At 39.6% G+C, this 22,058-nt stretch carries 17 protein-coding genes and 1 pseudogene; 15 read left to right on the top strand and 3 right to left on the bottom strand.

What is annotated here, in order from left to right:
- Together IQ31_RS27475 and IQ31_RS24830 are read left to right on the top strand one after the other, a co-directional pair.
- Positions 1-274 (top strand): annotated as a pseudogene (locus IQ31_RS27475) (IS4 family transposase); the annotation flags it as partial.
- 372 nt (positions 275-646) lie between these two features.
- Positions 647-1,435 carry an HAEPLYID family protein gene (locus tag IQ31_RS24830; RefSeq protein WP_145330871.1) on the top strand — a complete coding sequence of 263 codons (789 nt, stop codon included), beginning with the start codon at positions 647-649 and terminating at the stop codon, positions 1,433-1,435.
- 305 nt (positions 1,436-1,740) lie between these two features.
- On the opposite strand, the gene IQ31_RS24835 is transcribed toward IQ31_RS24830, so the two are convergent.
- Together IQ31_RS24835 and IQ31_RS27550 are read right to left on the bottom strand one after the other, a co-directional pair.
- Positions 1,741-3,411, bottom strand: a complete 1,671-nt coding sequence (locus IQ31_RS24835) for a hypothetical protein (RefSeq protein ID WP_145330873.1) — start codon at positions 3,409-3,411, stop codon at positions 1,741-1,743.
- Between the two features lie 22 nt (positions 3,412-3,433).
- On the bottom strand, positions 3,434-3,607 hold the full coding sequence (locus IQ31_RS27550) for a hypothetical protein (RefSeq protein ID WP_167512275.1): 174 nt from the start codon (positions 3,605-3,607) through the stop codon (positions 3,434-3,436).
- 1,349 nt (positions 3,608-4,956) lie between these two features.
- Between IQ31_RS27550 and IQ31_RS24840 the strand changes: the two genes are divergently transcribed.
- The 9 genes from IQ31_RS24840 (at position 4,957) to IQ31_RS24880 (ending at position 16,184) form a co-directional block, all read left to right on the top strand.
- Entirely contained in the window at positions 4,957-5,145 is a 189-nt protein-coding gene (locus IQ31_RS24840; RefSeq protein WP_145330875.1) for a hypothetical protein, read from the top strand.
- 29 nt (positions 5,146-5,174) lie between these two features.
- Positions 5,175-6,764 carry a hypothetical protein gene (locus tag IQ31_RS24845; protein ID WP_145330877.1) on the top strand — a complete coding sequence of 530 codons (1,590 nt, stop codon included), beginning with the start codon at positions 5,175-5,177 and terminating at the stop codon, positions 6,762-6,764.
- Positions 6,765-6,936: 172 nt separating this feature from the next.
- On the top strand, positions 6,937-8,802 hold the full coding sequence (locus tag IQ31_RS24850; protein ID WP_145330879.1) for an acyltransferase family protein: 1,866 nt from the start codon (positions 6,937-6,939) through the stop codon (positions 8,800-8,802).
- A 164-nt stretch (positions 8,803-8,966) separates the two neighbouring features.
- Positions 8,967-9,797, top strand: coding sequence for a helix-turn-helix domain-containing protein (locus tag IQ31_RS24855; protein WP_145330881.1), 831 nt, complete (start codon positions 8,967-8,969; stop codon positions 9,795-9,797).
- A 242-nt stretch (positions 9,798-10,039) separates the two neighbouring features.
- Positions 10,040-10,567, top strand: a complete 528-nt coding sequence (locus IQ31_RS24860) for a hypothetical protein (protein WP_145330883.1) — start codon at positions 10,040-10,042, stop codon at positions 10,565-10,567.
- Between the two features lie 222 nt (positions 10,568-10,789).
- Positions 10,790-11,383 carry a hypothetical protein gene (locus tag IQ31_RS24865; protein ID WP_145330885.1) on the top strand — a complete coding sequence of 198 codons (594 nt, stop codon included), beginning with the start codon at positions 10,790-10,792 and terminating at the stop codon, positions 11,381-11,383.
- Positions 11,384-11,473: 90 nt separating this feature from the next.
- Complete coding sequence (locus IQ31_RS24870) at positions 11,474-12,289, top strand: fimbrial biogenesis chaperone (RefSeq protein ID WP_145330887.1); 816 nt, start codon at positions 11,474-11,476, stop codon at positions 12,287-12,289.
- Positions 12,273-13,349: a hypothetical protein gene (locus IQ31_RS24875; RefSeq protein WP_145330889.1), complete on the top strand. Its 1,077-nt coding sequence runs from the start codon at positions 12,273-12,275 to the stop codon at positions 13,347-13,349. The genes IQ31_RS24870 and IQ31_RS24875 overlap by 17 nt, the downstream gene beginning before the upstream one ends.
- A gap of 108 nt (positions 13,350-13,457) precedes the next feature.
- On the top strand, positions 13,458-16,184 hold the full coding sequence (locus tag IQ31_RS24880) for an MSCRAMM family protein (protein WP_145330890.1): 2,727 nt from the start codon (positions 13,458-13,460) through the stop codon (positions 16,182-16,184).
- Between the two features lie 5 nt (positions 16,185-16,189).
- On the opposite strand, the gene IQ31_RS24885 is transcribed toward IQ31_RS24880, so the two are convergent.
- Positions 16,190-16,987, bottom strand: a complete 798-nt coding sequence (locus IQ31_RS24885) for a tyrosine-protein phosphatase (RefSeq protein ID WP_244294574.1) — start codon at positions 16,985-16,987, stop codon at positions 16,190-16,192.
- Positions 16,988-17,436: 449 nt separating this feature from the next.
- Here IQ31_RS24885 and IQ31_RS24890 point away from each other — a divergent pair, with 449 nt between their 5' ends.
- The 4 genes from IQ31_RS24890 (at position 17,437) to rfbD (ending at position 22,052) form a co-directional block, all read left to right on the top strand.
- Positions 17,437-19,437, top strand: coding sequence for a polysaccharide biosynthesis protein (locus tag IQ31_RS24890; protein WP_244294575.1), 2,001 nt, complete (start codon positions 17,437-17,439; stop codon positions 19,435-19,437).
- 138 nt (positions 19,438-19,575) lie between these two features.
- On the top strand, positions 19,576-20,631 hold the full coding sequence (gene rfbB, locus IQ31_RS24895; RefSeq protein WP_145330892.1) for a dTDP-glucose 4,6-dehydratase: 1,056 nt from the start codon (positions 19,576-19,578) through the stop codon (positions 20,629-20,631).
- A gap of 2 nt (positions 20,632-20,633) precedes the next feature.
- Positions 20,634-21,188, top strand: a complete 555-nt coding sequence (gene rfbC / locus IQ31_RS24900; RefSeq protein ID WP_145330894.1) for a dTDP-4-dehydrorhamnose 3,5-epimerase — start codon at positions 20,634-20,636, stop codon at positions 21,186-21,188.
- A gap of 6 nt (positions 21,189-21,194) precedes the next feature.
- Positions 21,195-22,052, top strand: a complete 858-nt coding sequence (gene rfbD / locus IQ31_RS24905; RefSeq protein WP_145330896.1) for a dTDP-4-dehydrorhamnose reductase — start codon at positions 21,195-21,197, stop codon at positions 22,050-22,052.
- The last annotated feature ends 6 nt before the right edge of the window (positions 22,053-22,058 follow it).

Below are 22,058 nucleotides of genomic sequence, written 5' to 3' on the forward strand. Positions count from 1 at the left end.
CTTCAAGCATCTAAAGCAGCGCTTAAAAGTATCGACATTCATAGGGACTTCTGAAAATGCAGTGATGATCCAGATCTGGACTTCACTCATTGGCATATTACTGTTAAAATACTTGCAAAAAAAGGCCAAATATGACTGGAACCTGTCCAATCTGGTCGCATTCATCAGAATGAATATCTTCGTGAAAATAAACATCTGGCAATGGATAGATGATCCCTTTTTCAGGCCGCCTATAAAAGGAAAAAAGGGACAGCTAAAGATCTTCGCAGATTGAAAAATAGGGGTCAATATCGAAATGATGAAAAAAGCTATGCCTGTACCACAGAAATCCAATCCTAAAATTTATTTAGGACACATGTGGCTGCATATATTCGTTTTGGTTTAGATAATATGATAACGATCTATGTTGTGAAAATATTGTTTCAAGTTTGTTACAACTTTAAATACAATGATTTTGAGTGTGTTTTTTAAATTTTCTTACTTGAAATAGAAAAATTAGATCGAAAGGCCGAAGGAACAAATTGATGTTTTTCAACGCTTATAGTTCCTTATTTTTGCTAACTACTGGGCAAATATTGTCTTTAAAGGGTATTGGTCTTTTTTATCATTCCCAAATCTTTCCATATTTCAGACGGAGGTTTGTGATATGGAAAACAATAAACTTACTTCTCGGTGCTTGCGCGCATGTTTATTTATATGTGCTATAACTTGTTCTATCGTCGCTCTAGCACAAGAAAATAAATCCCTACCAGATAAAGTACATCATGCCGAACCGTTATATAATGATCTTGTCCGGGATCTTGGTGCGCGGAAAGGGGAGAAGGAATTTAATGTCGGCGCTGATATTAAAAGAACACATTCGGCAGATGAATTTGGCTATCTCATGGAATATGAATTTGCGCCTATAGATCGATTGGGATTGGAAGCGGAGACAGATTTTGCATATTCAAAGAGCCGCATCGCCAATGAGTCTTCCAGCAATCAATTGGAAAGGTTGCGTTTATCTTCGCAATATTCTTTTTATGTTTCCAAAAAACATGCAACGACTTTAGCTGTTGGATATACGCAGATCTTTAATTTTGTCGATGGGGGTACAGCTTTTAACCCATTCTTTATTGCTGCCAAAAACTGGAACAGTAATTGGCATGCATTGGTTTATACAGGTCCAGAATTGGCGTATCATTATGCTTCATCCAGAATGGATATGATGTGGCAGGTGAATACCTCATTTCATTATACCATACCGCAGACAGATCACTTTATCGGTATTGAGGTCAATCAGGAAATTTCTTCTGAGGGCATTGAGACTGTCCTGCACCCGCAGGTCAAGCTGGGGCTTAGCAACCGATTGGCTATTGGTATGGCGGTGGGACTGCCAATTAGCGGGCATGAAAAGGCTCTTAGCTCGTTTTGGCGGTTAATTTATCAATTGTAAGGTCGAATAAAGACCTTGTTCATTATTTTTTGAAATTTGAAGAAGATCGTCGGTGATGATTCGAAAAAAATAAATGGGGCGAACGCCTTCGCCCCATTATATCCATTAATATTATCAAGTCGAACGCAAAAAAAATGACCTGATGGGGCGAAAATAACAAAAATAATATGAAACTTACAATATGAAAATTTTCCGTAGTCGTGTAAAATTGTAAAAGGTAGATGGGGAGCTACAAAATTTTTATAAAAAAAGCGGCTTGATGTAAATCAAGCCGCTTGTAAAGTTTGTTGTTGTATAAAACTGTCTTATTGGCGTACGCAACGCACGTTTTTGAATCTTGTTTCCAATACGTCTATCCCAACTGCACTTACATTTAGGAGATTAGTTTGTCTTACCGAAGTTGCAGCTCCTCCAACTGCTGCATTGTAACCTTCAAATGACACGGCTCCTAGTGAGGCTAGACCTAAAAGGTCAAGCCCTGCAGTTTCTGTCCATTGTTCAATTCTTGAGCCATTGTTACCTAGGTTTAGACTGATAATGCCACTTACTAAACCGAGTGATGTACCTCCTCCATTCATATAGAAACGTAAATTTTTACTCTCATAAGGAGCTCCTGTATTCGTGCTGAGACCAGCATATTCGTAGAAATTAGTTCCTTTTGTAGGGGTTAACTGATTAAGATACCCCAATAATAAAGTGTAAGGTCCCGAAATTTCACCATAATTCTCCGAACTAGCTACTTTCCATGTTCCAGCAGGATAAACTTGCGCACATGCATCAGAATTTACACCAAAATTACTTGACGTTAGTGCTTTGAATGAAAAATATGTTCCTCTATCTGTAGATGCTTTATTCGTATGATGGAAGCGATAAGGATTGTGTGGATTATTGCTTATATAATATAAGTTGTGCCTAGCCCATTGTGCTCCATTTGTCTTAATTTGTACCGGAGATTCTATTAAATTAGTTAACAAACGATAGCTTTTACCCATTACAGGTGTAATCGGGAAAGTGAAATTAGCCGTTTGTGTAAAATTACGATCACTGCTATCATCGAGTTTGATTGTCAGGTTGGAAACTGCAACCTTAACTTCAGATTGAGCGTTATTGGCAGTATAGATATATGCAATTTTAGCGTCACCATACGATGGATCAACATTGGAGAAACTTGCGTAATTAATCGTTTGCGGATCGCTGACGAAATCTTTCAATCCGCCATCGAACATTTGGATGGTGGCTTTCGTTACCGAAAGTCCGGATACCACGACATTTGCATTTACCATATCCGCAAACATTCCCATGGTGTTTAATTCGATACCAAGACGAGAGTATTTGCGTTTAAACGTGATATTGATGCTAGAACTGTTTCCGTTGGCAATTGTTACATCGCCATTTGCGTATAGGACATCTTTCCCGCTTGGTAGTACGATATCTGTGCTCCCCCCAACGGTAAGGTCGTCTACCGTATTCTCATCGTTATACGATAAAGCCGCCCATTTGTAAGTGCCAGGACTCAATGCAATAGAGCCAGCACTACCAGCAGTCATTGATTCTGAACTAACGAAGGTTCCATCTTGTTTAAAGATAAAGAGACGATATTTGACTAGGTTAGTCATATTTTCCGCTTTTGCACCTGAGCTCGAAATGTTAGATGACAAATTAAAATTACCACCTTGAGTGATTTTAGCTATAGGACTTGCTGGTAGTTCGTTGTCAATACTAACCGTTGCGTCAAATTCGGGGTAAGTGACAATCTTGGGCGCTTTTGTTGTGGCTGCAGTTATGCTTCCTTTTGTGTTGATGGATGATTGCTCATCGGCAATGCCGCTTACTTTTACAATTAGTTTTGTTCCTTGTTCATCTATGATTTCTTGTTTACTTTCAGACTTGGAACAGCTTACTGTTGCTACAGTGCCAAGGGCTAATAGCGACATAGCTATAACCCAATTCGAGTTTTTAATATTGAATATTTTCATAATTTTCTGGATTTGTAGTCAATTATAGGCTTCCGTTTTGTGAGCCCCCAGTGTCATTAGTCCAATCGTCAATACCAGGATTACTTGAAGTTGATCCTGTTCCTCCTCCTGAACCTGCAGCAATGCCTTGCTCCAGTTCTACTACGTGCTCCTTGATGGACGGAGCAACGTACATTTTTTTTGCGTTCTTATTCATGATAATATTATTTGGATAATCCACGTCGTTGCCAACGTGGGGTTTAAATTTAATGGACAATTTTAACCCTTTTTTATGTTCAAAAATACAATCGTTGCTGAACAGCGTTGTCTTTGCGTATAGACAAGTAATGCTGTGCTCACGAATGTGTTTTGAGATTTATTTATCTGTTTCTGTGTTTCTAATTTAATTGTTAATACTTTATGCTATTAGCGGTTAGCAATACTTTTATGAATTATATTGTAATATTACGACTCAATATCAACTTGTGCAAAAAAAAAATATAAAACTTTTTTTAGAATAATATTAAGTTCATAATAAAAGGAATTTCTTTATTATAATAATTTTAACTTTTTTGTCGATTCAATATGCTTTTAAATTGCGTTAAGCATCCATAGTTTAATGTGTAGCGCTGGCATAGTGTTTTCCGAATAATTATCTAACAAAGTTAATTTGAGTTTGTTTTTGTTTTCTATAATTTTTTTTAGGCTTATTGTGGTTTTATAATTAAAATGTTTAAACATAGGTGTTTTCCTCCGATTTGCGCTTAATTTATGTGCTATGTTCTGTTTGCATTTTTAAATTTTTTAATATAATATATTGGATATATATTTGTTTGTTAATCATTTTATTATCTAGTATTTTTTACGATTCGTTGCCTGTGTTTATTTTTAGGTGTTGTATGTAATTATTTGCGTGTTTTGGTTAAATATACATTCTTAATTCAAGTTTTTATTGTGTGCTATTTTAATTTTAGAATGTTTTCATTTTTAGGAAAATTGTATTGACAACTATATTGGTAAAACCACACATAAAATTCACAGCTCTTTGGAATTTCAATTCGTAATGGTTCTTTCTTCCCCTTCTTTATATGTTTTAGGTAATAGATGCAGTTAAGGAAGGTCGGTTGGCTAATGGTTTGAAATGCAATTATATAGCATATTATGCCTACTTTTTTTTTCTTTTGGGTGTCTTTTGATCCTATTTATTACTATTTCTATTTCTTATTTAACCTAACGATCCGGTCTTTTAATAGTCATGTAATCTACCATTTTATATATTAAATTTTTCAACCAAAATTTCAGTAATAAGAGTGTGTTTTCTCATTTAAATGTCATGTAATTGATTTTATCATGTGGTTTTTGTAGTTGATTAGCTACAAGAAAATAAACACCTGTTAAAATCTTATCTCAAAACCCAAATATTATCTACTTTCGTTTAAACATCTGAAAAGGATAGCCATATTTATTTTCTTTAATAAACTCTTTATCAGTAGTATACGAATGATTTATAAATGTGATATAATCACTTGATTAAATAAATATTAGCATATTTTAAAATACAAAAAAATGAAAATGAACAAAGAAAACTTCGCTATTTCATATAGCAAAATGGTTTATGAGGCGCCTAGCCTACATGTACAGAAAGTTGAATTGGAATATGGCATCGCGGCTGCTTCGGTAGACCCTGGGGCAAGTAAGCAATGGGAAAGCAGAGAAACGCAGTCTCATGAGGTGGTGAATGATTATTGGGACTAACATTTATTTTTTAACCGAACTAATTAGTTATGAAACTAAATAATACTAAAAGCTTATTGTCGCTCATGGCCGCGATGACCATGTTTATCTTTTCTTGTCAAAAGGACAATAATACAGCTGAGCTATCAACAGGAAAAGCAATTGTCAATGTTAAATTGGGTGGTATTGGACCTGAAGATGGCTCGAAATTGGCCAAGGGATCCATTGGTGGTTCTAGTGCCACAACTGCTGTAGCGCAGCAAATAACAGTGCCATTTGGTGAGGATCTTGTTGTAAGGGCTACTTTGACTGAAGTGAAAGCTTCTGCTGGAACGAGTTTCCGCGCTGCGGCAAACAAGGCGGCAACAACTTCAACAGAATCTGGAGAGATTGTAGCTTTCAATGGTAACTATACCATCCGAGCGTATAAAAAAATTGATGCGAGTAATGAAATATTGGTGCAGACAGTTAACGGTTTAAGTACTAAGAGTAATCAGTTTGAACTTGAACCCGGAAACTATAAGTTTGTTTTCTCAGCATATGGCAACCCCACTGCGACAGGTGAAGATAAGGATCCCTTGTCGCAAGTAATTGAACAAACGGTAACTCCTGGTAATAATACACTTAACGTTATTTTGAAACACAAGCTGACAGAAGTAACAGTAAAATTTGATGCAGGTAGCGGCCGTACAATTAATGCTATCAGCGGTAGTACAGTTAAACCAAACTATAATTATACATTCGATGAGGGGACCGGAGTTGTAACTTTTGGAGCTGAACTTGCAGCAAAAGGCTTTACTTTCCCAACGCAGGCAGCAGCGCAGACTTGGACGAGCACTCCAGTATTGATCGCTGTTGATAATTCAAATGGTGCTGGTGAAGTGAAATTGGCGAATGTAACAATCAATAATAAAGCAGGAAATGTGTCATTAACCGGATTGACTTTGAAAAAAGGTGTTCAATATGTATTGGAGCTGAATTTAGGAGCTAAACAAGGTTTTGAAATTGGTGGGGAAACTTGGTCAAGTGGCAATTTGGAATATAATCCGTCGACAGGGGTTTATAGTTTTGGAAGTGTCAATAGTATAGGTAATTATTTTTATGCTGGATTTTTGCGTCCGAAAGTCTTGCCTCCAGATCCAAATGCAACTGATGCATGGACTTATAATTGCCCTACAGAAGAACGTAACGTAGCAGGGAAAGACCCTTGTGCTTTAGTGGCTCCGAACAATACGTGGAGACTTCCTGAAAAAGCGGAATTCCTGCAACTGCAATCAAGTACTGCAGAAGGAGGAACTAACAATCCTGGGGTTCCAGTTGCATGGAATGCTGCCAGGTATGTAGATACCTATACCCCTAATGTTGGCTCTGCTCTGGGTGTTTTCTTTGGTACACAAGTGCATCCTGGTGTGACAAATCGCGATAAATATCTGTTTTTATTGCTGAGTGGAGAATATGCCGGAAATAATACCATTGGTGCAATGAACACACAAGGTTATTATCTAGTGTCATCAGGGACTGGTTATGAGCATGTGCAAATAGGAGGACAAAAGGGGCAGCCGGCCTGGGACTTTGATTTTAAACTGGGACAAGAAGGTCGTCAATGTCATGCTGTTCAAGTGCGCTGTGTAAAAAAATAGTTCTCAACTAAGCAATAATTATAATTTATTTGGATAATAAATTTGGTGAAAACGCATTCCTCTGTTTGGGGAATGCGTTTTCTGTTTCTCCTCCAGCCTATGCTATCGCTGCATCAGGTTTTTTATGAATGTTTTCCTAAATTAGACGATCCATCACATTGGATCGACCAAAATGACCTTTCGCTACGATATTGGACTACTGAGAGCAATAGCTGTTTTAGCTGTACTGCTATACCATTATGAAATCCCAGGTTTCAAAGGTGGATTTATTGGTGTCGATATCTTTTTCGTGATTTCGGGTTTTCTAATGACACAGATCGTGCTTTCAGGTATGGGAAAAGGCGATTTTTCTTATAAGAAATTCATCACAAAACGTATAAAACGGATTGTACCGGCCCTGTTAGTGGTAAGTGCCTGTCTGCTGCTGTTTATCCCTTTTTTTTACTTTACTTCGGATCTTAGGTTAAATGCCAAGTATATCGGTCTTGGGTTATCCTTTTCCTCCAATAACTATTATGCCTTTCGTTCTGGTGCTTACTTTTCTCCGGATGCAATAGACAATATTTTCCTTCACACCTGGACCCTGGCGGTGGAAATGCAATTTTATGTGCTGTATCCATTGCTACTCCTTGCACTTCGAAAGTTATATCTATATAAATTTTTGCGATTCCGTTTTATCTATGTAGGACTGACCTTACTTTCTTTCCTTTTATGTATGTACTGGCTTAAGACTAAAGCAGATTATGCCTTTTACCTGATGCCGGCCCGAGGTTGGGAGTTTATGCTAGGCGGACTCGCATTTTTATATACGAAAGAAATTAGGGGGACTTTGAATCGCGTGTCTTCTGTTTTATTGTATGGATTATTAATGCTATTGATCTGTTCGATAATCGGAGCTTCGGGAAGATATGCCTGGCCCTCATTATTTGCGCTATTGCCGACTTTGGCAACGGCACTTATTCTTGGGTTGGCGCAGGAATTGGCCTGGCTCCGTGATCGTGGTATTCAATTCTTGGGGAATATTTCCTATTCATTATACCTCTGGCATTGGCCTGTCTATGTTTTATATAGAAAGTATGAATTTGCATTTCCATACAAATTCGGTATAGTCGTGCCCCTGCTGCTTTCTGTCGTGCTCGCTTCGCTATCTTATTATTGGGTTGAAAAAAATAAAGAACAGGTGAACGTGCGTTCTTTGAGGATTGCTTTCCCTGCTTTGACAGGATTGGCTGTTTTGTTGTATCTTGGTGCGGAATGGCCCTTATGGGGGCGGATTCGTTTACTCGGTACAGAATATGCCAATTACTTTGAATACGATGAGCATACGCATCTAAATCCCTGTAATTGTTATATCACAGATAGTAAAAATTACAATTTCTTTGATGCTGATCAGTGTTTGGCGATTGATTCTGCCAAACAGAATATTTTATTAATGGGGGATAGTCATGCGGCAGAGCTTTCGACCGCTTTTCGAAAAGAGTTAAATAAGAACCAGAGATTACAGGAGATTAGTCTGAGTCTTACCTTTCCCTTTCCTAATCCTAGGGGCTACGGCAAATCGGTCGATTTATGGCGCTATTTTTATAAAAAGTACCTTCCTGAAAATTACCAGCATATAGACAAAATCTTTGTTTCCGTGCATTGGCTAATGTATCATTACGAAGGAATGAATTATACAAAAGAGGAGATCAGACAAGGCGTCGGACAGATGCTAAGTATTTTTGAACAGTATGGCTTGGACTATTATTTTATCGGACAGACAGAAGAATATTTGCTTCCATACCACAAAGTTGCTTTGAAGATGAAAACAAATAAAATATTGGATGAAAGTCATTATGTAAATCCTGTTGGTGCTCGGGTAAATTCATACTTAAAGACAATCATTCCTAAGGGACGTTATATTGCTATTTATCAGCTGAAAGAATTGGTGCATGACAGCGATAGCTTGGGGGGACCTTATATGTTTGATACGCATCATCTCAGTCCTGCCGGAGCCAGTCAGGTGATCAATTATCTTAAGCAAAAAAACTATTTTTGAAAAAAAATCCTCCTCTGCTGGGGCTATCAGTTGCCGGATCATTGTAATCATTGGTGCTTATACAATATAAGCCCTGTTTTTATGTTCGGTATTTATTTGCTAAATTGCTTCACGCCTAAGCACGTAAAATGTTTTTCAGGCATTACATGCGGTAAATAATTATTATGGAATTTGGAGTTCATCGGGTAATTGGTGTAGAGCAGGACTTTTTGGAAATTAGGGACGCAACGGCTAAAGAGAACTATGTCGTTCTTTTTGTGTCAAGTGGCGGCTGTAGCATGCAGATCAATAAACAGATCACTGAGATTGAGGAATATAGTCTAGTTTTGATTCCGCGGGGGATACAAATCGAAGCCAACACAAATGAACAGCGCCCATTTTTGATTATCTATTTTTCGGAAAGTTTTTTTGCACGTACCGAAGTCGACACCGCCTTCCTTCGCAACTTCAAGTCATTTAACAAAAATGAATATACCTATAGAGTACTCAGCGTGCCCAAAGAGTATGCAACTTATTATGAATTTGTCGGCATGCAGCTGAAGCTTTCCAAGCAGAATTACAATCAGGCAATTTATCGGGACTTGGCACATAATATCGTGAAACAGATTGTGCTTCTGGCGGCTATATACGCAGAAGATCGTCAATCGGGCGAACTGCTGGGGCAGTGGACGGAAGTATCATTGGTGCGACGTTTTCAGGAGCTTGTTGAAAAACATGTAAAAAAGGAAAAACAGGTTGCTTTCTACGCGGATCAATTAAATATAGGAAGTAAAAAATTGACCAATCTCACCAAGGAGACCCTGGGTACCACACCCAAAGAACTTATCACCAAAGAATTGCTCCGTGTCAGTAAGAAGCTTCTTGTGGAATCTTCACTCAGTATCAAACAAGTAGCTTGGGAATTAGGTTATAAAGACGTGAATAACTTTAGTACCTTTTTTCTGAAAGAAACATCCCTCACACCAACAGAATACCGTAAGCGTTGGCAGCAATAACTTTTCTGTATTAAAAATATTACATGTTTTCCTATTAAAAAGAATTGTTCTTATTCTTTCTTTTTTTTAAAAAAGGTATATTTATAGTAAAGCAACGAAAACGTATGAAATATTTACGCGGTGAAAATTCACGTTCTTTTGGCGTCAAAATTGATAAAGATTCAATAAGAAATGAGGCTATAGGACAGATTATCATAATATGATGGATGGTTTATACGATTGTAAGGATAAGATAGTAGGCTATGAAAAAGGGAATATTGTTTTTGGGATTGGTTCTTTTAGGAGGTACAGCCTTCGCACAGACTGGCGTGAGATTGAATATTGAGCTCCACGATGTGCAGCATCTTGTTATTAATCCAGATCAATCGATCGTTACCTTGGCCTACCATACCTTAGCCGATTATCAAAATGGCGTTGAGTCTATCCAAAAAGCACATCTTTCGGTATTTAGCACGTCGGGCTATGAGGTGAAGGTCAAAATGGCCAATCAAGATTTTATAAAGCTCGGTCAGGCACAGACAGAAAAAATTCCCGCACCATTGATTCGCGTTAAAGCTACTGCCACTCATATAGGGCAAGTCGTAAATACAGCTAGTAGTGTCCTTTCTACCAATAAGGAAACGATCATTTCTTCAGATTCACCCGCCCTCAACGGACTGTTCGATGTTACCTACACTGGTCCCGGAGCTGACGGCTTAATGCAATACGTAGAGAAAAACAATACCGTTACCTTTACAAACGATGTTCTTTATAGCATCGAAACGAGATAATATTCCTTCAACTCATCTTTCTTGCCCCTCAGTTGCTATACACTGTAGTTGTCGCGCTACAAGCTTTTGTAGCTGTACAGCTACAACATTTTACGCACTCCCTTTTTTATACTTTTTGGGCTCAAATTCATATTTTTTGCTCCATTTCCTGCTGTACTTTTGTTTTGTCCAAAGAGGATAAATAATAACGAATAAGTCATATTAAATTATAAAAATTACAAAATGAAAAAAATTATTTTCTTCGCAGCAGCAATCATTGGTTCAGTAACTGCAGCAAACGCTCAATCACAATCACAAGCAAAGGTAAAAGTGAATGTGGAATTGAAGCCTTTTCAGTCTATTGAAATCGGTAGTGGTAAAGGAACGGGTAACGATGGCGCAGTAACCGATGGTTATGATGACGAGGTAACGTTAAAATATCAAAATATCAATGACTATACGAATGGGGTTGAAAAGAGTGTTTTAAAACAGTTGAAAGTGTCTTCGGTAGGCTCTGGTTACAGAGTAAAAGCTACATTGTCTTCTCCTAATTTTACAAAGACAGCTGGTGCGGGCGCTACAGTATATGATGCAAAGAAATTATTAGAAATTCAAGTGGGGGGTAAGAGCGTTAGTACAGATATTAATATGGATTTTGGTCCTATAGGTGAAAATAGCAATGCAGGTTCTTCTGTACTGAACAATGAATTGGATGTAAAATATATTGGTAAACCACTTAATGAAACAGCTGTTACTGAATTATTGGGTAAAAATGGCGATAGAAACACGATCGCAAAATATACCATCGATGTGGTTTACACTATCGCAGCAAACTAATAGATCTATACTATCCTATGAAAATCATATAGATGCAGGTATCGGAAGATACCTGCTTTTTTATGTATTTTTATACCAAATTGTATTTTTATGAAAAACCTGATTACCTCATTTTTCTTGCTGTTTACGTCATCAATAGCTTTTGCTCAAACAGGATTGACCGTTGGCCCGCCCAGGTTGTATTTTGTGGGCGATGCCGGACAGGCGCAAACGCAGTATGTTGACGTAACAAATCCCAGTAAAGATTATACACTCGAATTGGGTGTTTCTTTTGAAGATTGGTCTTATTCGACTGTTGGTGATAATGAACTGAGTCCAAAAGGGACACTTCCAACTAGCTGTGCAAAATGGCTGTCGGTGTCTGAATCGTATTTTTCACTTAAACCTGGGGAATCAAAGCGATTGCAACTGAATATGCAGGTGCCTAAGGATGCAAAATTTACTGCCGAAGTACCCGTTCATACCGCAATGCTCTTTGTGACGCAGATGAACCCGAGAGCAAGAGAAAAACAGGAAGGGGCTAATATCCGTTTGGCGGTACGCTCGGGTGTAAAGGTGTATCATCGTTTCAATGGAAGGGAAACGCCAGATCTTGAAATTACGAATCTGGTTTATAAAGATGTGGATTCTGTTGGACAGTTTCTGGAGGTCAGTTACGATGTGACCGGAAATATTTGGCTGGAAGGAAGGTTGCGTGCCGAGTTTTTAAATCAGGAAACTGGCGAAAAGGAGGTGGTGGACAATCTTAATTTTTACTGCTTGCCCGGAGATAAGCGTAAACAATATATTGCAATTCCCAAATCGTTGAAATCTGGGAATTACCTCGTTTCAGTATTGGCATTTTATGGCGATCAAGATGTGGTGAAGATCGCGGAATTGGAATTTAAACATGTGGCAAAGAACTAAAATAGTAGTACTCTTGATTTGGGGCTTGTTTTCAGCCATGCCCCTTGTTGCGCAATTGCGGTTTTCGGTCTGGTCGGATAACTATTTCGAAGTGACGTCCTACTTGGGCAAAACAACGCCAGATCGATTCAATGTTTTTCAATTTGATCTGAATGGTCTCAATGTATACGAGAAAAATTGGTCGCTCGCCGTGCGTCTACTAGCTCCAATACGGACCATTGCCGGTGGGAAGAATCGCAGTGGCAATACATTTCCGGTCGACAAGATCAGTCTGCGCTGGACCGGAGACAACAATGAAGCGAATTTTCGCCTTGATGGTATCGGCGCAAGCCGCACGCCGATTATTTTGCAAAATAGTAACGATGTGCTGCTGATTAACCGGGCGAAACAACCCATTAGCTCCAATGGAAACTATTACCAGCAATACCAACTTTATAGTGCGCTGACTGTTGCGCAAGGTAAATACCTGGACGACTATCTAAGTCCTGATCAATATACGTACCTGAAGTACCGCGTTCCTCTGTTGTTTACCCTGTATAGTGAAAGCGGAAAAGTGCTGGGGACGCAGGAGATTAATTATGAAATGCAATTGCCGCCGCGTCTCAGTGACGGTGGGATGGTCGATATGGAGCCTGATTATAGCTTGGAGATTGCCGCGGATGCCGCTAATGCCACCTTGCAGTTTTCGACACAAAAAGACTACATGCAGGGAGTAAGTTCGTTGGTTGCAAATGCAATCCGCGTGAATTCAATAACGGACTACGAGCTCCGTGTTAAGTCGATTGATAGTGAGCTTGTTCGCAATGGTGGCGGAACACTACCGCTGTCGACACTGTCACTTCAATTAACTGCAGGAACGGGAATAAACAAGATAAGATCCAACCCCAAAGTAATTTTAACGACACAGGAACAAGTTGCTGTATCTGCGGCTTCGGTGGATAAAAAGCAAGCGCAAACCTTTAATGTGGAGTATAAAGCGAATCTGACGGCTGATCAGGTGTCGGCTGCTAAATCAGGAAGCTATAGTGTTTCTCTCCTCTATTTATTGATTCCACAATAGTTTGATCCCCATCGCGTGTTTAAATGCTCTTATCATAAGATTAGATTTACAGTCTTCGTGCTGTTATTGCTGCTGATCAGGTTCGTTTGTGCACAGCAGGAAAAACCTGTGTACCTGATTTTGCCTGATCAGCTGCGTTTGGAAGCAGGTCTCAACAGTATTGATCTGCAGCTGGTCAACACGAGTGAAAAGGTTTTTACTGGAGAAATCAATTTGGTGTTGCCTCAAGGTTTACGCGCTCTTGGTTCGGATCGTTTAGCGTTTACCGTATCCGCGGGGAAAAAACGCTTTATTACCCAACGTTTACAAAGTCAGACACCTGCACAGCTCAGGGGGCAGGCAGTAGTTGTTCAGCTTCGGGATCCACAGGGGCATATAGTTGACAACAAGATAATGGCTATCGATGTGCCACCCAAAAAAGCAGTGATCTTGCAGGATGTTTCGGAACCGCAGTATCTGAAGCACGTGGGTGACTCCATCTTTATCCGGACACGGGTGATAAATAATGGTACAACGGACGAAGAGATCAAAATCCTGTTTTCCTCTCCCGATCGAATCGGCAATACCAAATTTAAGGAACAGAGCCTTTTCCTTCCAGCTGGACGTGATACGCTTTTCATACTCCGTTTTGCTGTGGAGAAATATATGTTAAACAGGGCGCAATACACGATCAATATCACTGGGCTATACGATAACGGCGATGTGTTTGGAAATCTATCGGTACTATTGTCCAATATTGCAGCAGATCGAAATTATCAGCAATTATTTGACAATCGGGGTAATTTGGCTGCATACTCGCGTAATTTTTTTGATTTGCAGTTAGATAACCTGCTTGGCGAACAAAAGTCCTACTATTTAAGGTCGGAGGGGGAGTATCGTCTGGCCAATGGACAGATTCGATATAGTGCTTACCTGACCAAAACCGGTGGAATGGACCGGCCTACGTTAAGCAATACCTATGCGGCCTTCCAGAAAGGGAACAATACCTACACGGTTGGAAATCTACAGGAAAGCATGGAGGCGTCGGCTTATGGTAGGGGAATTAAATTTGACCATATTGATACCGCTCGGGCAGCCAATTATACGGTTGGCGTTTTACAGCGTTCGGTAGACTTGTTGGAGTATACCGCAACAGATCCCGGTTATACTGTTTTCGGGAAAATCGTGCTGGCGGAAAATAAGCCCGAGCAACGTCGCTATGAGGGACAACTTTTCTATGATCGTAACGGGCTGGATAGCACCAGCAGTATGCTGTGGACAAATAACTTTGACTTTCTGAAACAAAAATATGCCGGCAACACGGTGCTGCGCGGTTTTGTTGCCGCTGGACTTCAAAGCCAAAACGGTCGACAAATAGGACGGGATTCATCTATGCCTTCATGGGCTTTGGGCGTGCGAATGGACCAGCGTTTTGCCAAATGGAGTTTTAGCTCCGATAATTTCTATAGTTCCCCTTATTATACAGGTAATCGTCGCGGTTCTTTACAGTTTGTTGAACGTTTAAATCGAAATTGGGGTAAGTTATCGGCTGCACTAAGTTATACCTTTTACCGGTATAACCCAAGTTATCTAAATACACATTTTCTCAATTACGCAAGCCAATCTTCCCGCTGGGATTTAAGTATGTATATGCCTCTGAGTTCATTTGTGACGCTATCCGTATTGCCAAACTATAATCGCGAGATTGGAACCTATATGTTTGCTGCAGGTACCCGTGAACTGAAGTCAACCTCATGGCGCCTATTGTCAACTGTGAATGTGCGGTCGCGTAACCTACAGCACAACCTGAACGTAACCACTGAGACGGGGCTTGTGTCAATGACCGATCAAGCTACTGGACTTTTTGCGGTACGGACAGATGTAAATTACAATTATAAGAGTCTGGGACTTTCTGCTTCTTACCAGCAGGGTGCCTTTCAGATTTCGGATCTGGTGAGTGCACTATTAATAGGACGTTCGTTTGGAAACCGTTTTTCTTTAGGACCCCGTGTAAGTGGTACGTTGTTTCAGGAGAGATTACAGTGGACGGCCAATGCCCGGGCGAATCTGAGTAGCAGTTATGGAAATAGTTTTGGGGGGAACGCGAGTGTGAATTACCGTGTACTGAAAAACACCTTACTTACAGGTCTTTTTCAATACAATTATAGTGTCATGAAAACAGGATATGACTATGATTTTAATAATTTACGGATTGGTGTTCGGCAAAACTTAAAAGGATCAAATCTTGATCGACCAGCAATCAAGACCGGGAATTTACGTGTCTTCTGTTTTTATGATAGAAATTTTAATGGAATATTTGATCAAGGGGATATTCCGATGGTTGACCATAGCTTTACGGTAAAAGGGGTTTTGTTTGTAACGGATAAAGCAGGATATGCTTCCTTTAAAAAATTACCATATGGATCATACTTGTTTTTTTCGCCAAAGCAGGGACAGTATATGGCGGTTTCGAAGGAGATCGCGATACAGCAGGCAAATCTAGAAATCCAGGTTCCGCTCCAGCGCGGTGGAATGGTGAAGGGAGCTGTTCGTGTCGAGTATACCCAAGGACTTAGCTTGGAGACTGATCTGAATTTAGATATTTACAAAGTGTTGGCAAAAGACAGGAACGGAAGGATCATCGAAATGTATACTGATAAGGATGGACATTTTGAGTTTGGTCTACCAGAGGGTACCTATAGTTTCTATTTGGATAATGCGAGCTTCCCGGTAAACGTATTTACAGATCAAGAGGCACAATCGGGAACGGTGAAACTTGATGCAGACTTGGTCCTTGAGCCTTTTGTTTTAAAAGTGAAGTCAAAAAAGGTCAATGTCAAGCGCTTTGGACAATAAGTTTCCTATCCGGCGATATGCTGAGACTTGACATCGCTGATATGATCTAATAGTGACTGGTTCAAAATGGGGGATGTTTTTAACATTTCTCGTACGGGATATTTTTCAGCAATATCCGTAAGGGCTTTGAGGTGTTTTTCATGGTGAAGGTCAGTGCCCACAAAATCATACATACCTGATTTCAATAAAGTCATTGCGATAGCTTTGACGTCGACACCATAATAACGGCTGATGGATAGCAGATTCAGCTGGAGCAAACAGCCTGCATCTTTAATCTGCTTATAGATGTTAAAATTACCATGATAATAATTATATCTTTCGGGATGCGCAAGAATAGGTTTATAGCCCAACTTCTGAATATCCAATATGGTGTGGAAAAGGGCCTTTGATTCGGATAAATAAGACATTTCAATAAGAACATAGCCTCCGGGTATAACACAAAGCTCATTATCTCGGACAAGATCCGAAAGTCCGTCATCAATCATGTGTTCAGCAGCTGCAAAAATTTCAACCTTGCTGCCGATATTCTTAAGGCCACTTTCAAGATTAATATGTGCTTCTTCTATACTTGATTTGGTATTCGGATGAACGCCAGCCATAATATGAGGAGTGCAAATAAACTTCTTCAATCCCAAACGTTGCAGCCCATCAATATAAGCAAGCGAATTTTGTACCGAACTGCTTCCATCATCAATAGCAGGCAATAGGTGGTTGTGCATGTCCACCTCCAAAAACTCAAGTTGTGCCAGAGGTCTAATAGATGATTTTTTGTTGGTACCGAACAGATTGCTGAAGAAGCCCATAATGAAATGTTTAAAATACTAAGTTAAATTTTGGATATGTGCTTTTGTTGGTGCTTAATATATGATGATGCTGGCATTTAGATCTGAAATTCATATCCCTAAAAGAACTTTACAAACAATATGCCAGTTTTTTTGTTTATCGGAATGGATGTATAGCTTGAGTAAAGCATTCTTGGGCGGAACAAGCTTGCAAGTAATTTTGTTTATGTTTTTATATTTTAATTTGCCTTTGTAACAGTTTCGGTATAATACTTGCTTGTCCCCCCATAGTGGACAAATAGCAAAGAATAGGTTTTTGTTATTGATATTTTAGGAGATTGTTTAATTGCTTGTTAAATTTTAAGTATCTTGGCGTTCTCTTACAATTATTGCAAAAGCCATATATACTGGGGTTAAGACAAAAACCTAATAAAGTATTATAAAAAAATAAAAATAAAAAAGTGGAATTTATGATGGGTTCTCTGGGAGATTTAAGACGACGGCTTCGAAAGGACAATCCGCGATGGGTTATTTTATTGATCGATATGTGGTTTGTGTTTGCGAGTTATGTGTTTTCAAATTATGTTGTTAACAACTTCAGGGGAGTATTTGACGTAGCTTTGATGTTGAAAAAGGTGGTTCTGGTACTTCCTATTTATCTTATTGCTTTTCTTTGTTACAATACATTTAAGGGTATTGTAAGACAAACTGGGATTCGTGATACGATCAAAATCTTTAAAACAGTGGCTTCATCCTATGTGATTTTAATGGTGCTCACATTTTTGATCAAGGCTGTTTTTGAGAAAGGTACGGTGGCAGGTGATTATCTTCGCTTATCCTATGGCGTTTTGACCATGCAGGCTTGTATTTTATTGGTTATTATGGTAGGCGCACGGGTCGTTTATCGCACCATCTATGAGTATCTCTTTTTACCGGCGAGAAAAGGTGAAAATGTACTGATATTCGGTGCCTCACGCCCAGGTTTGGTTTCTTATTCCTTGTTAAAAGAAGATCAGCGTATCAAATATCAGGTTGTCGCTTTTGTGGAAGATAAGATCTCGCGTATTGGCAAGCGTCTTGCAGGATTGAAAATTCGTGATATTACAGAAATATCAAAAGAATTTGTTGAAAAAAATCAGATTTCCCAAGTTATTATTGCTGTTGAAAACAACGATCCCGAACGATTGGAATATGTGTCGGATTGGTTCCAAAATATTGGACTGGAATTGAAGATTATGCCTTCGGCCCGGATTTTACTTAATTCAGGTGCCAAACGTGAAATCAGGCCATTGAAGATTGAAGATTTATTGGGACGCAAGCCAATCAAATTGGATCACCCCGAGATCGAAGAAGAGATGCAAGGAAAAGTGATCCTGGTGACCGGTGCTGCTGGATCTATCGGTTCGGAGCTGGCCCGCCAAATTGCCAGACGTCACTATAAGACCTTGATTTTGTTAGATCAAGCCGAATCAGCGCTATATGATATCCAACAATCGATTAAGACTACACAACCTGAGCAGATGCACTGCGTGGTAGGTGATGTGCGTAACTATGCCTTTATGCAGCAGATATTTGCGCAATACAAGCCCGATTTGGTATTTCATGCAGCAGCTTATAAGCACGTTCCTTTAATGGAGGCAAACCCGTACGAGTCTATTCAGACAAATGTATTGGGTAGCAAAAATGTGGCTGATCTTTGTATGCACTATGGCACTAAAAAGATGGTGATGGTATCGACGGATAAAGCTGTAAATCCAACGAATGTCATGGGGGCAACAAAACGCATGGCTGAAATCTATGTCAGTAGCTGCAGTGGTAAATCAACTACCAGTTTTATCATTACACGTTTTGGAAATGTACTGGGTTCAAACGGTTCGGTTATTCCGCTCTTTGAGAAACAGATGGCTGATGGTGGTCCGCTGACCCTGACCCATCCTGAAATTACCCGTTTCTTTATGACGATACCCGAAGCGTGTCAATTGGTTCAGGAGGCCGGTGTGATGGGAAAAGGAGGCGAGATCTTTGTGTTCGATATGGGAAAATCTGTTAAGATTATTGATCTGGCAAAACGCATGATCAAATTGAAAGGTTATCGCTACCCGGAAGATATTGATATTAAAATTGTTGGATTACGTCCGGGCGAGAAAATTTATGAGGAATTGTTGGCAAATAATGAGAATACGGTGAAGACCCACCATCCAAAGATTATGATCGCAAAAGTAAATCATGATGAATTGTCGCTTAAGGCAGAGCGTATTAATTCGATTTGCCAGCAGATTTTGGATGCGGATAAACAATTGCCAGATTTTATGGCGCTTGTTGCCGGAATGAAGCAGATTGTACCAGAGTTTAAATCTCAAAATTCAGAATATGAGGTGCTGGATACACAGGAGGGGAAGGAAGAAATAGAAATGCTGGATGAGGCGCCGGCAGAGGTGCCAGTTTATTCTTTAGTAAAGAATGTATTATAAGCAGAAAAGTTTTTATATAATTAACAATATAAAGAAATGAAAGGCCTTCTTATGGAAGGCTTTTTTTGTATTTTAGCGAATTATTTGATGCATTCATCATTCGTAGACCAATGGTCTAAACGAGTCTATAGTTAATATATGAATAAAACAATTTTAATTACGGGTGGGGCTGGCTTTATAGGCTCACATGTGGTACGTGAGTTTGTGTTAAAGTATCCCGAATATCAGATTGTTAATCTGGACGCTTTGACCTATGCTGGTAATCTGGAGAATTTAAAAGATATCGAACATTTTCCTAATTATACCTTTGTTAAGGCGGATATTACCGATCAGCAGGCTGTCTCGGCAATTTTTCAAGAATATCAGCCCGATGGTATTATTCATTTGGCGGCGGAGTCCCATGTCGACCGCTCAATTGTCGACCCAATGGCTTTCGTCATGACCAACGTAATTGGAACGGTCAATTTATTGAACGCCGCCCGGATAATCTGGAAGGATAATTTGGAAGGAAAACGTTTTCATCACGTGTCAACAGATGAGGTGTTTGGCGCGCTCGGTGATACGGGTTTTTTTACCGAAGAAACAAAATATGATCCGCACTCACCGTATTCAGCTTCCAAAGCAAGTTCTGATCATTTTGTGCGGGCTTACCACGATACCTACGGCTTGCCCATTGTTTTGACAAACTGCTCCAACAATTATGGACCGAATCATTTCCCCGAGAAATTGATTCCGTTGTGTATTCATAATATTTTGAATAATAAATCACTACCTGTTTATGGTGATGGAAAATATACCCGCGATTGGTTATATGTCATTGATCATGCAAAAGCCATCGATCTCGTTTTTCATGAAGGTAAAAATGGGGGCTCCTATAATGTTGGTGGATTTAATGAGTGGCAAAATATAGACCTGATCAAAGAGCTGTGCAAACAAATGGATGAGAAACTGGGGCGTGAAAAAGGCTCTTCGGCACAATTGATTACTTTTGTTAAGGACCGACCAGGCCATGATTTGCGTTATGCAATTGATGCAACGAAGATCAATAAGGAGTTGGGCTGGAAGCCTTCCGTAACTTTTGAAGAAGGTTTGTCACGGACAATAGACTGGTTCTTATCCAATCAGGAGTGGTTGGCGCATGTGACCTCTGGGGATTATAAAAACTATTACGACAATCAATATAAAGATGCATAAGAATGACGTATACGGAAACTAAATTAAAGGGCTGTTTTATACTCGAACCGACCGTATTTGAAGATGAAAGAGGTTATTTTTTTGAATCATTTAATGAAACGAAACTAAAGGCGATTCTCGGTTATACACCACACTTTGTGCAGGATAATCAATCCAAATCACAGTTTGGTGTGGTGCGTGGCTTGCATATGCAAGTTGGAGAGCATGCACAGGCAAAATTGGTCCGTGTTGTGGAAGGTAGCGTATGGGATGTCGCTGTTGATGTTCGTCCGGGATCACCTACCTTTGGACAATATATTGGCATTGAACTTTCTGCTGAAAATAAAAAACAATTATTTGTGCCTAGAGGCTTTTTGCATGGCTTTTCTGTATTGTCCGAACATGCGGTCTTTTTCTATAAATGTGACAACAACTATCATAAAGAGTCGGAAGATGGGGTAAACCCGTTGGATCTGGAACTTTCGATTGACTGGCAAATTCCTGCCGAACGAATGATTCTCTCCCAAAAGGATCAGGAGGCACAATCCTTTGAAGGGTTACGTTTGAGATTAATATGATAGGATATGCGGATTGTTATAACCGGAGCTTCAGGACAACTTGGCTCAGAACTAAAAGATCTTTTGCTGGATAATATCGAAAAGGAGTGTTATTTTCTGGATCGAAAACAATTACCATTGGATCAAATTCAAATCATACAGCAAATTTTGGCGATGTATGAGCCAGATCTTATTATTCATGCAGGAGCTTATACGGCTGTCGATAAGGCTGAGGAGGATCAGGTAAATGCTGATTTGGTGAACCACGCATCTTGTGAAGAGATCGCACAATACTGTCATCTACATGGTACACGTCTAATCACTATTTCGACAGATTATGTTTTTGATGGATCTTCGGCTACTGCTTTAACAGAAACTGCCGAAACTGCCCCCATCAATGTATATGGTCAAACGAAACTGGCGGGAGAACAGGTAATTCAGAAATGGTGCCCCGACGCCATCATCATACGTACCTCTTGGGTTTATTCCACCTACGGCAAAAATTTTGTTAAGACCATGTGTCGTTTAATGGATGAGCGTAAGGAAGTAGGTGTCATTAACGATCAAATTGGAAGCCCTACCTATGCGAAGGATCTGGCCTTGGCAATCGTAAAAATAGTGGATTCTTCTAAATGGGAGGGCGGTATTTATCATTATAGCAATGAAGGTGAGATTTCTTGGTACGACTTTGCTGTAGCGATACGTGATTTCCGTTCGTTCGATTGTGAAGTAAAACCGATTCCCACAAGTGCCTACCCGACACCTGCACGCAGGCCAAAGTATTCCTTACTCGATAAGTCGAAGATCAAGGCTATTTTTGCAGTTGAGGTACCCAGTTGGGAGATAAGTCTGGCTAAAATGCTAGCCGAAGAGTTTAAAAATTAAGAATAA

Origin of the sequence: Sphingobacterium siyangense (genome assembly GCF_007830445.1) — a bacterium.
Taxonomy (GTDB): domain Bacteria; phylum Bacteroidota; class Bacteroidia; order Sphingobacteriales; family Sphingobacteriaceae; genus Sphingobacterium; species Sphingobacterium siyangense.

Bases quoted from the DNA above. Each gene is read 5' to 3' on its own strand.
- IQ31_RS24830 (WP_145330871.1), top strand. From the start codon at position 647: ATGGAAAACAATAAACTTACTTCTCGGTGCTTGCGCGCATGTTTATTT.
- IQ31_RS24835 (WP_145330873.1), bottom strand. From the start codon at position 3,411: ATGAAAATATTCAATATTAAAAACTCGAATTGGGTTATAGCTATGTCG.
- IQ31_RS27550 (WP_167512275.1), bottom strand. From the start codon at position 3,607: ATGAATAAGAACGCAAAAAAAATGTACGTTGCTCCGTCCATCAAGGAG.
- IQ31_RS24840 (WP_145330875.1), top strand. From the start codon at position 4,957: ATGAAAATGAACAAAGAAAACTTCGCTATTTCATATAGCAAAATGGTT.
- IQ31_RS24845 (WP_145330877.1), top strand. From the start codon at position 5,175: ATGAAACTAAATAATACTAAAAGCTTATTGTCGCTCATGGCCGCGATG.
- IQ31_RS24850 (WP_145330879.1), top strand. From the start codon at position 6,937: ATGACCTTTCGCTACGATATTGGACTACTGAGAGCAATAGCTGTTTTA.
- IQ31_RS24855 (WP_145330881.1), top strand. From the start codon at position 8,967: ATGGAATTTGGAGTTCATCGGGTAATTGGTGTAGAGCAGGACTTTTTG.
- IQ31_RS24860 (WP_145330883.1), top strand. From the start codon at position 10,040: ATGAAAAAGGGAATATTGTTTTTGGGATTGGTTCTTTTAGGAGGTACA.
- IQ31_RS24865 (WP_145330885.1), top strand. From the start codon at position 10,790: ATGAAAAAAATTATTTTCTTCGCAGCAGCAATCATTGGTTCAGTAACT.
- IQ31_RS24870 (WP_145330887.1), top strand. From the start codon at position 11,474: ATGAAAAACCTGATTACCTCATTTTTCTTGCTGTTTACGTCATCAATA.
- IQ31_RS24875 (WP_145330889.1), top strand. From the start codon at position 12,273: ATGTGGCAAAGAACTAAAATAGTAGTACTCTTGATTTGGGGCTTGTTT.
- IQ31_RS24885 (WP_244294574.1), bottom strand. From the start codon at position 16,987: ATGGGCTTCTTCAGCAATCTGTTCGGTACCAACAAAAAATCATCTATT.
- IQ31_RS24890 (WP_244294575.1), top strand. From the start codon at position 17,437: ATGATGGGTTCTCTGGGAGATTTAAGACGACGGCTTCGAAAGGACAAT.
- rfbB (WP_145330892.1), top strand. From the start codon at position 19,576: ATGAATAAAACAATTTTAATTACGGGTGGGGCTGGCTTTATAGGCTCA.
- rfbC (WP_145330894.1), top strand. From the start codon at position 20,634: ATGACGTATACGGAAACTAAATTAAAGGGCTGTTTTATACTCGAACCG.
- rfbD (WP_145330896.1), top strand. From the start codon at position 21,195: ATGCGGATTGTTATAACCGGAGCTTCAGGACAACTTGGCTCAGAACTA.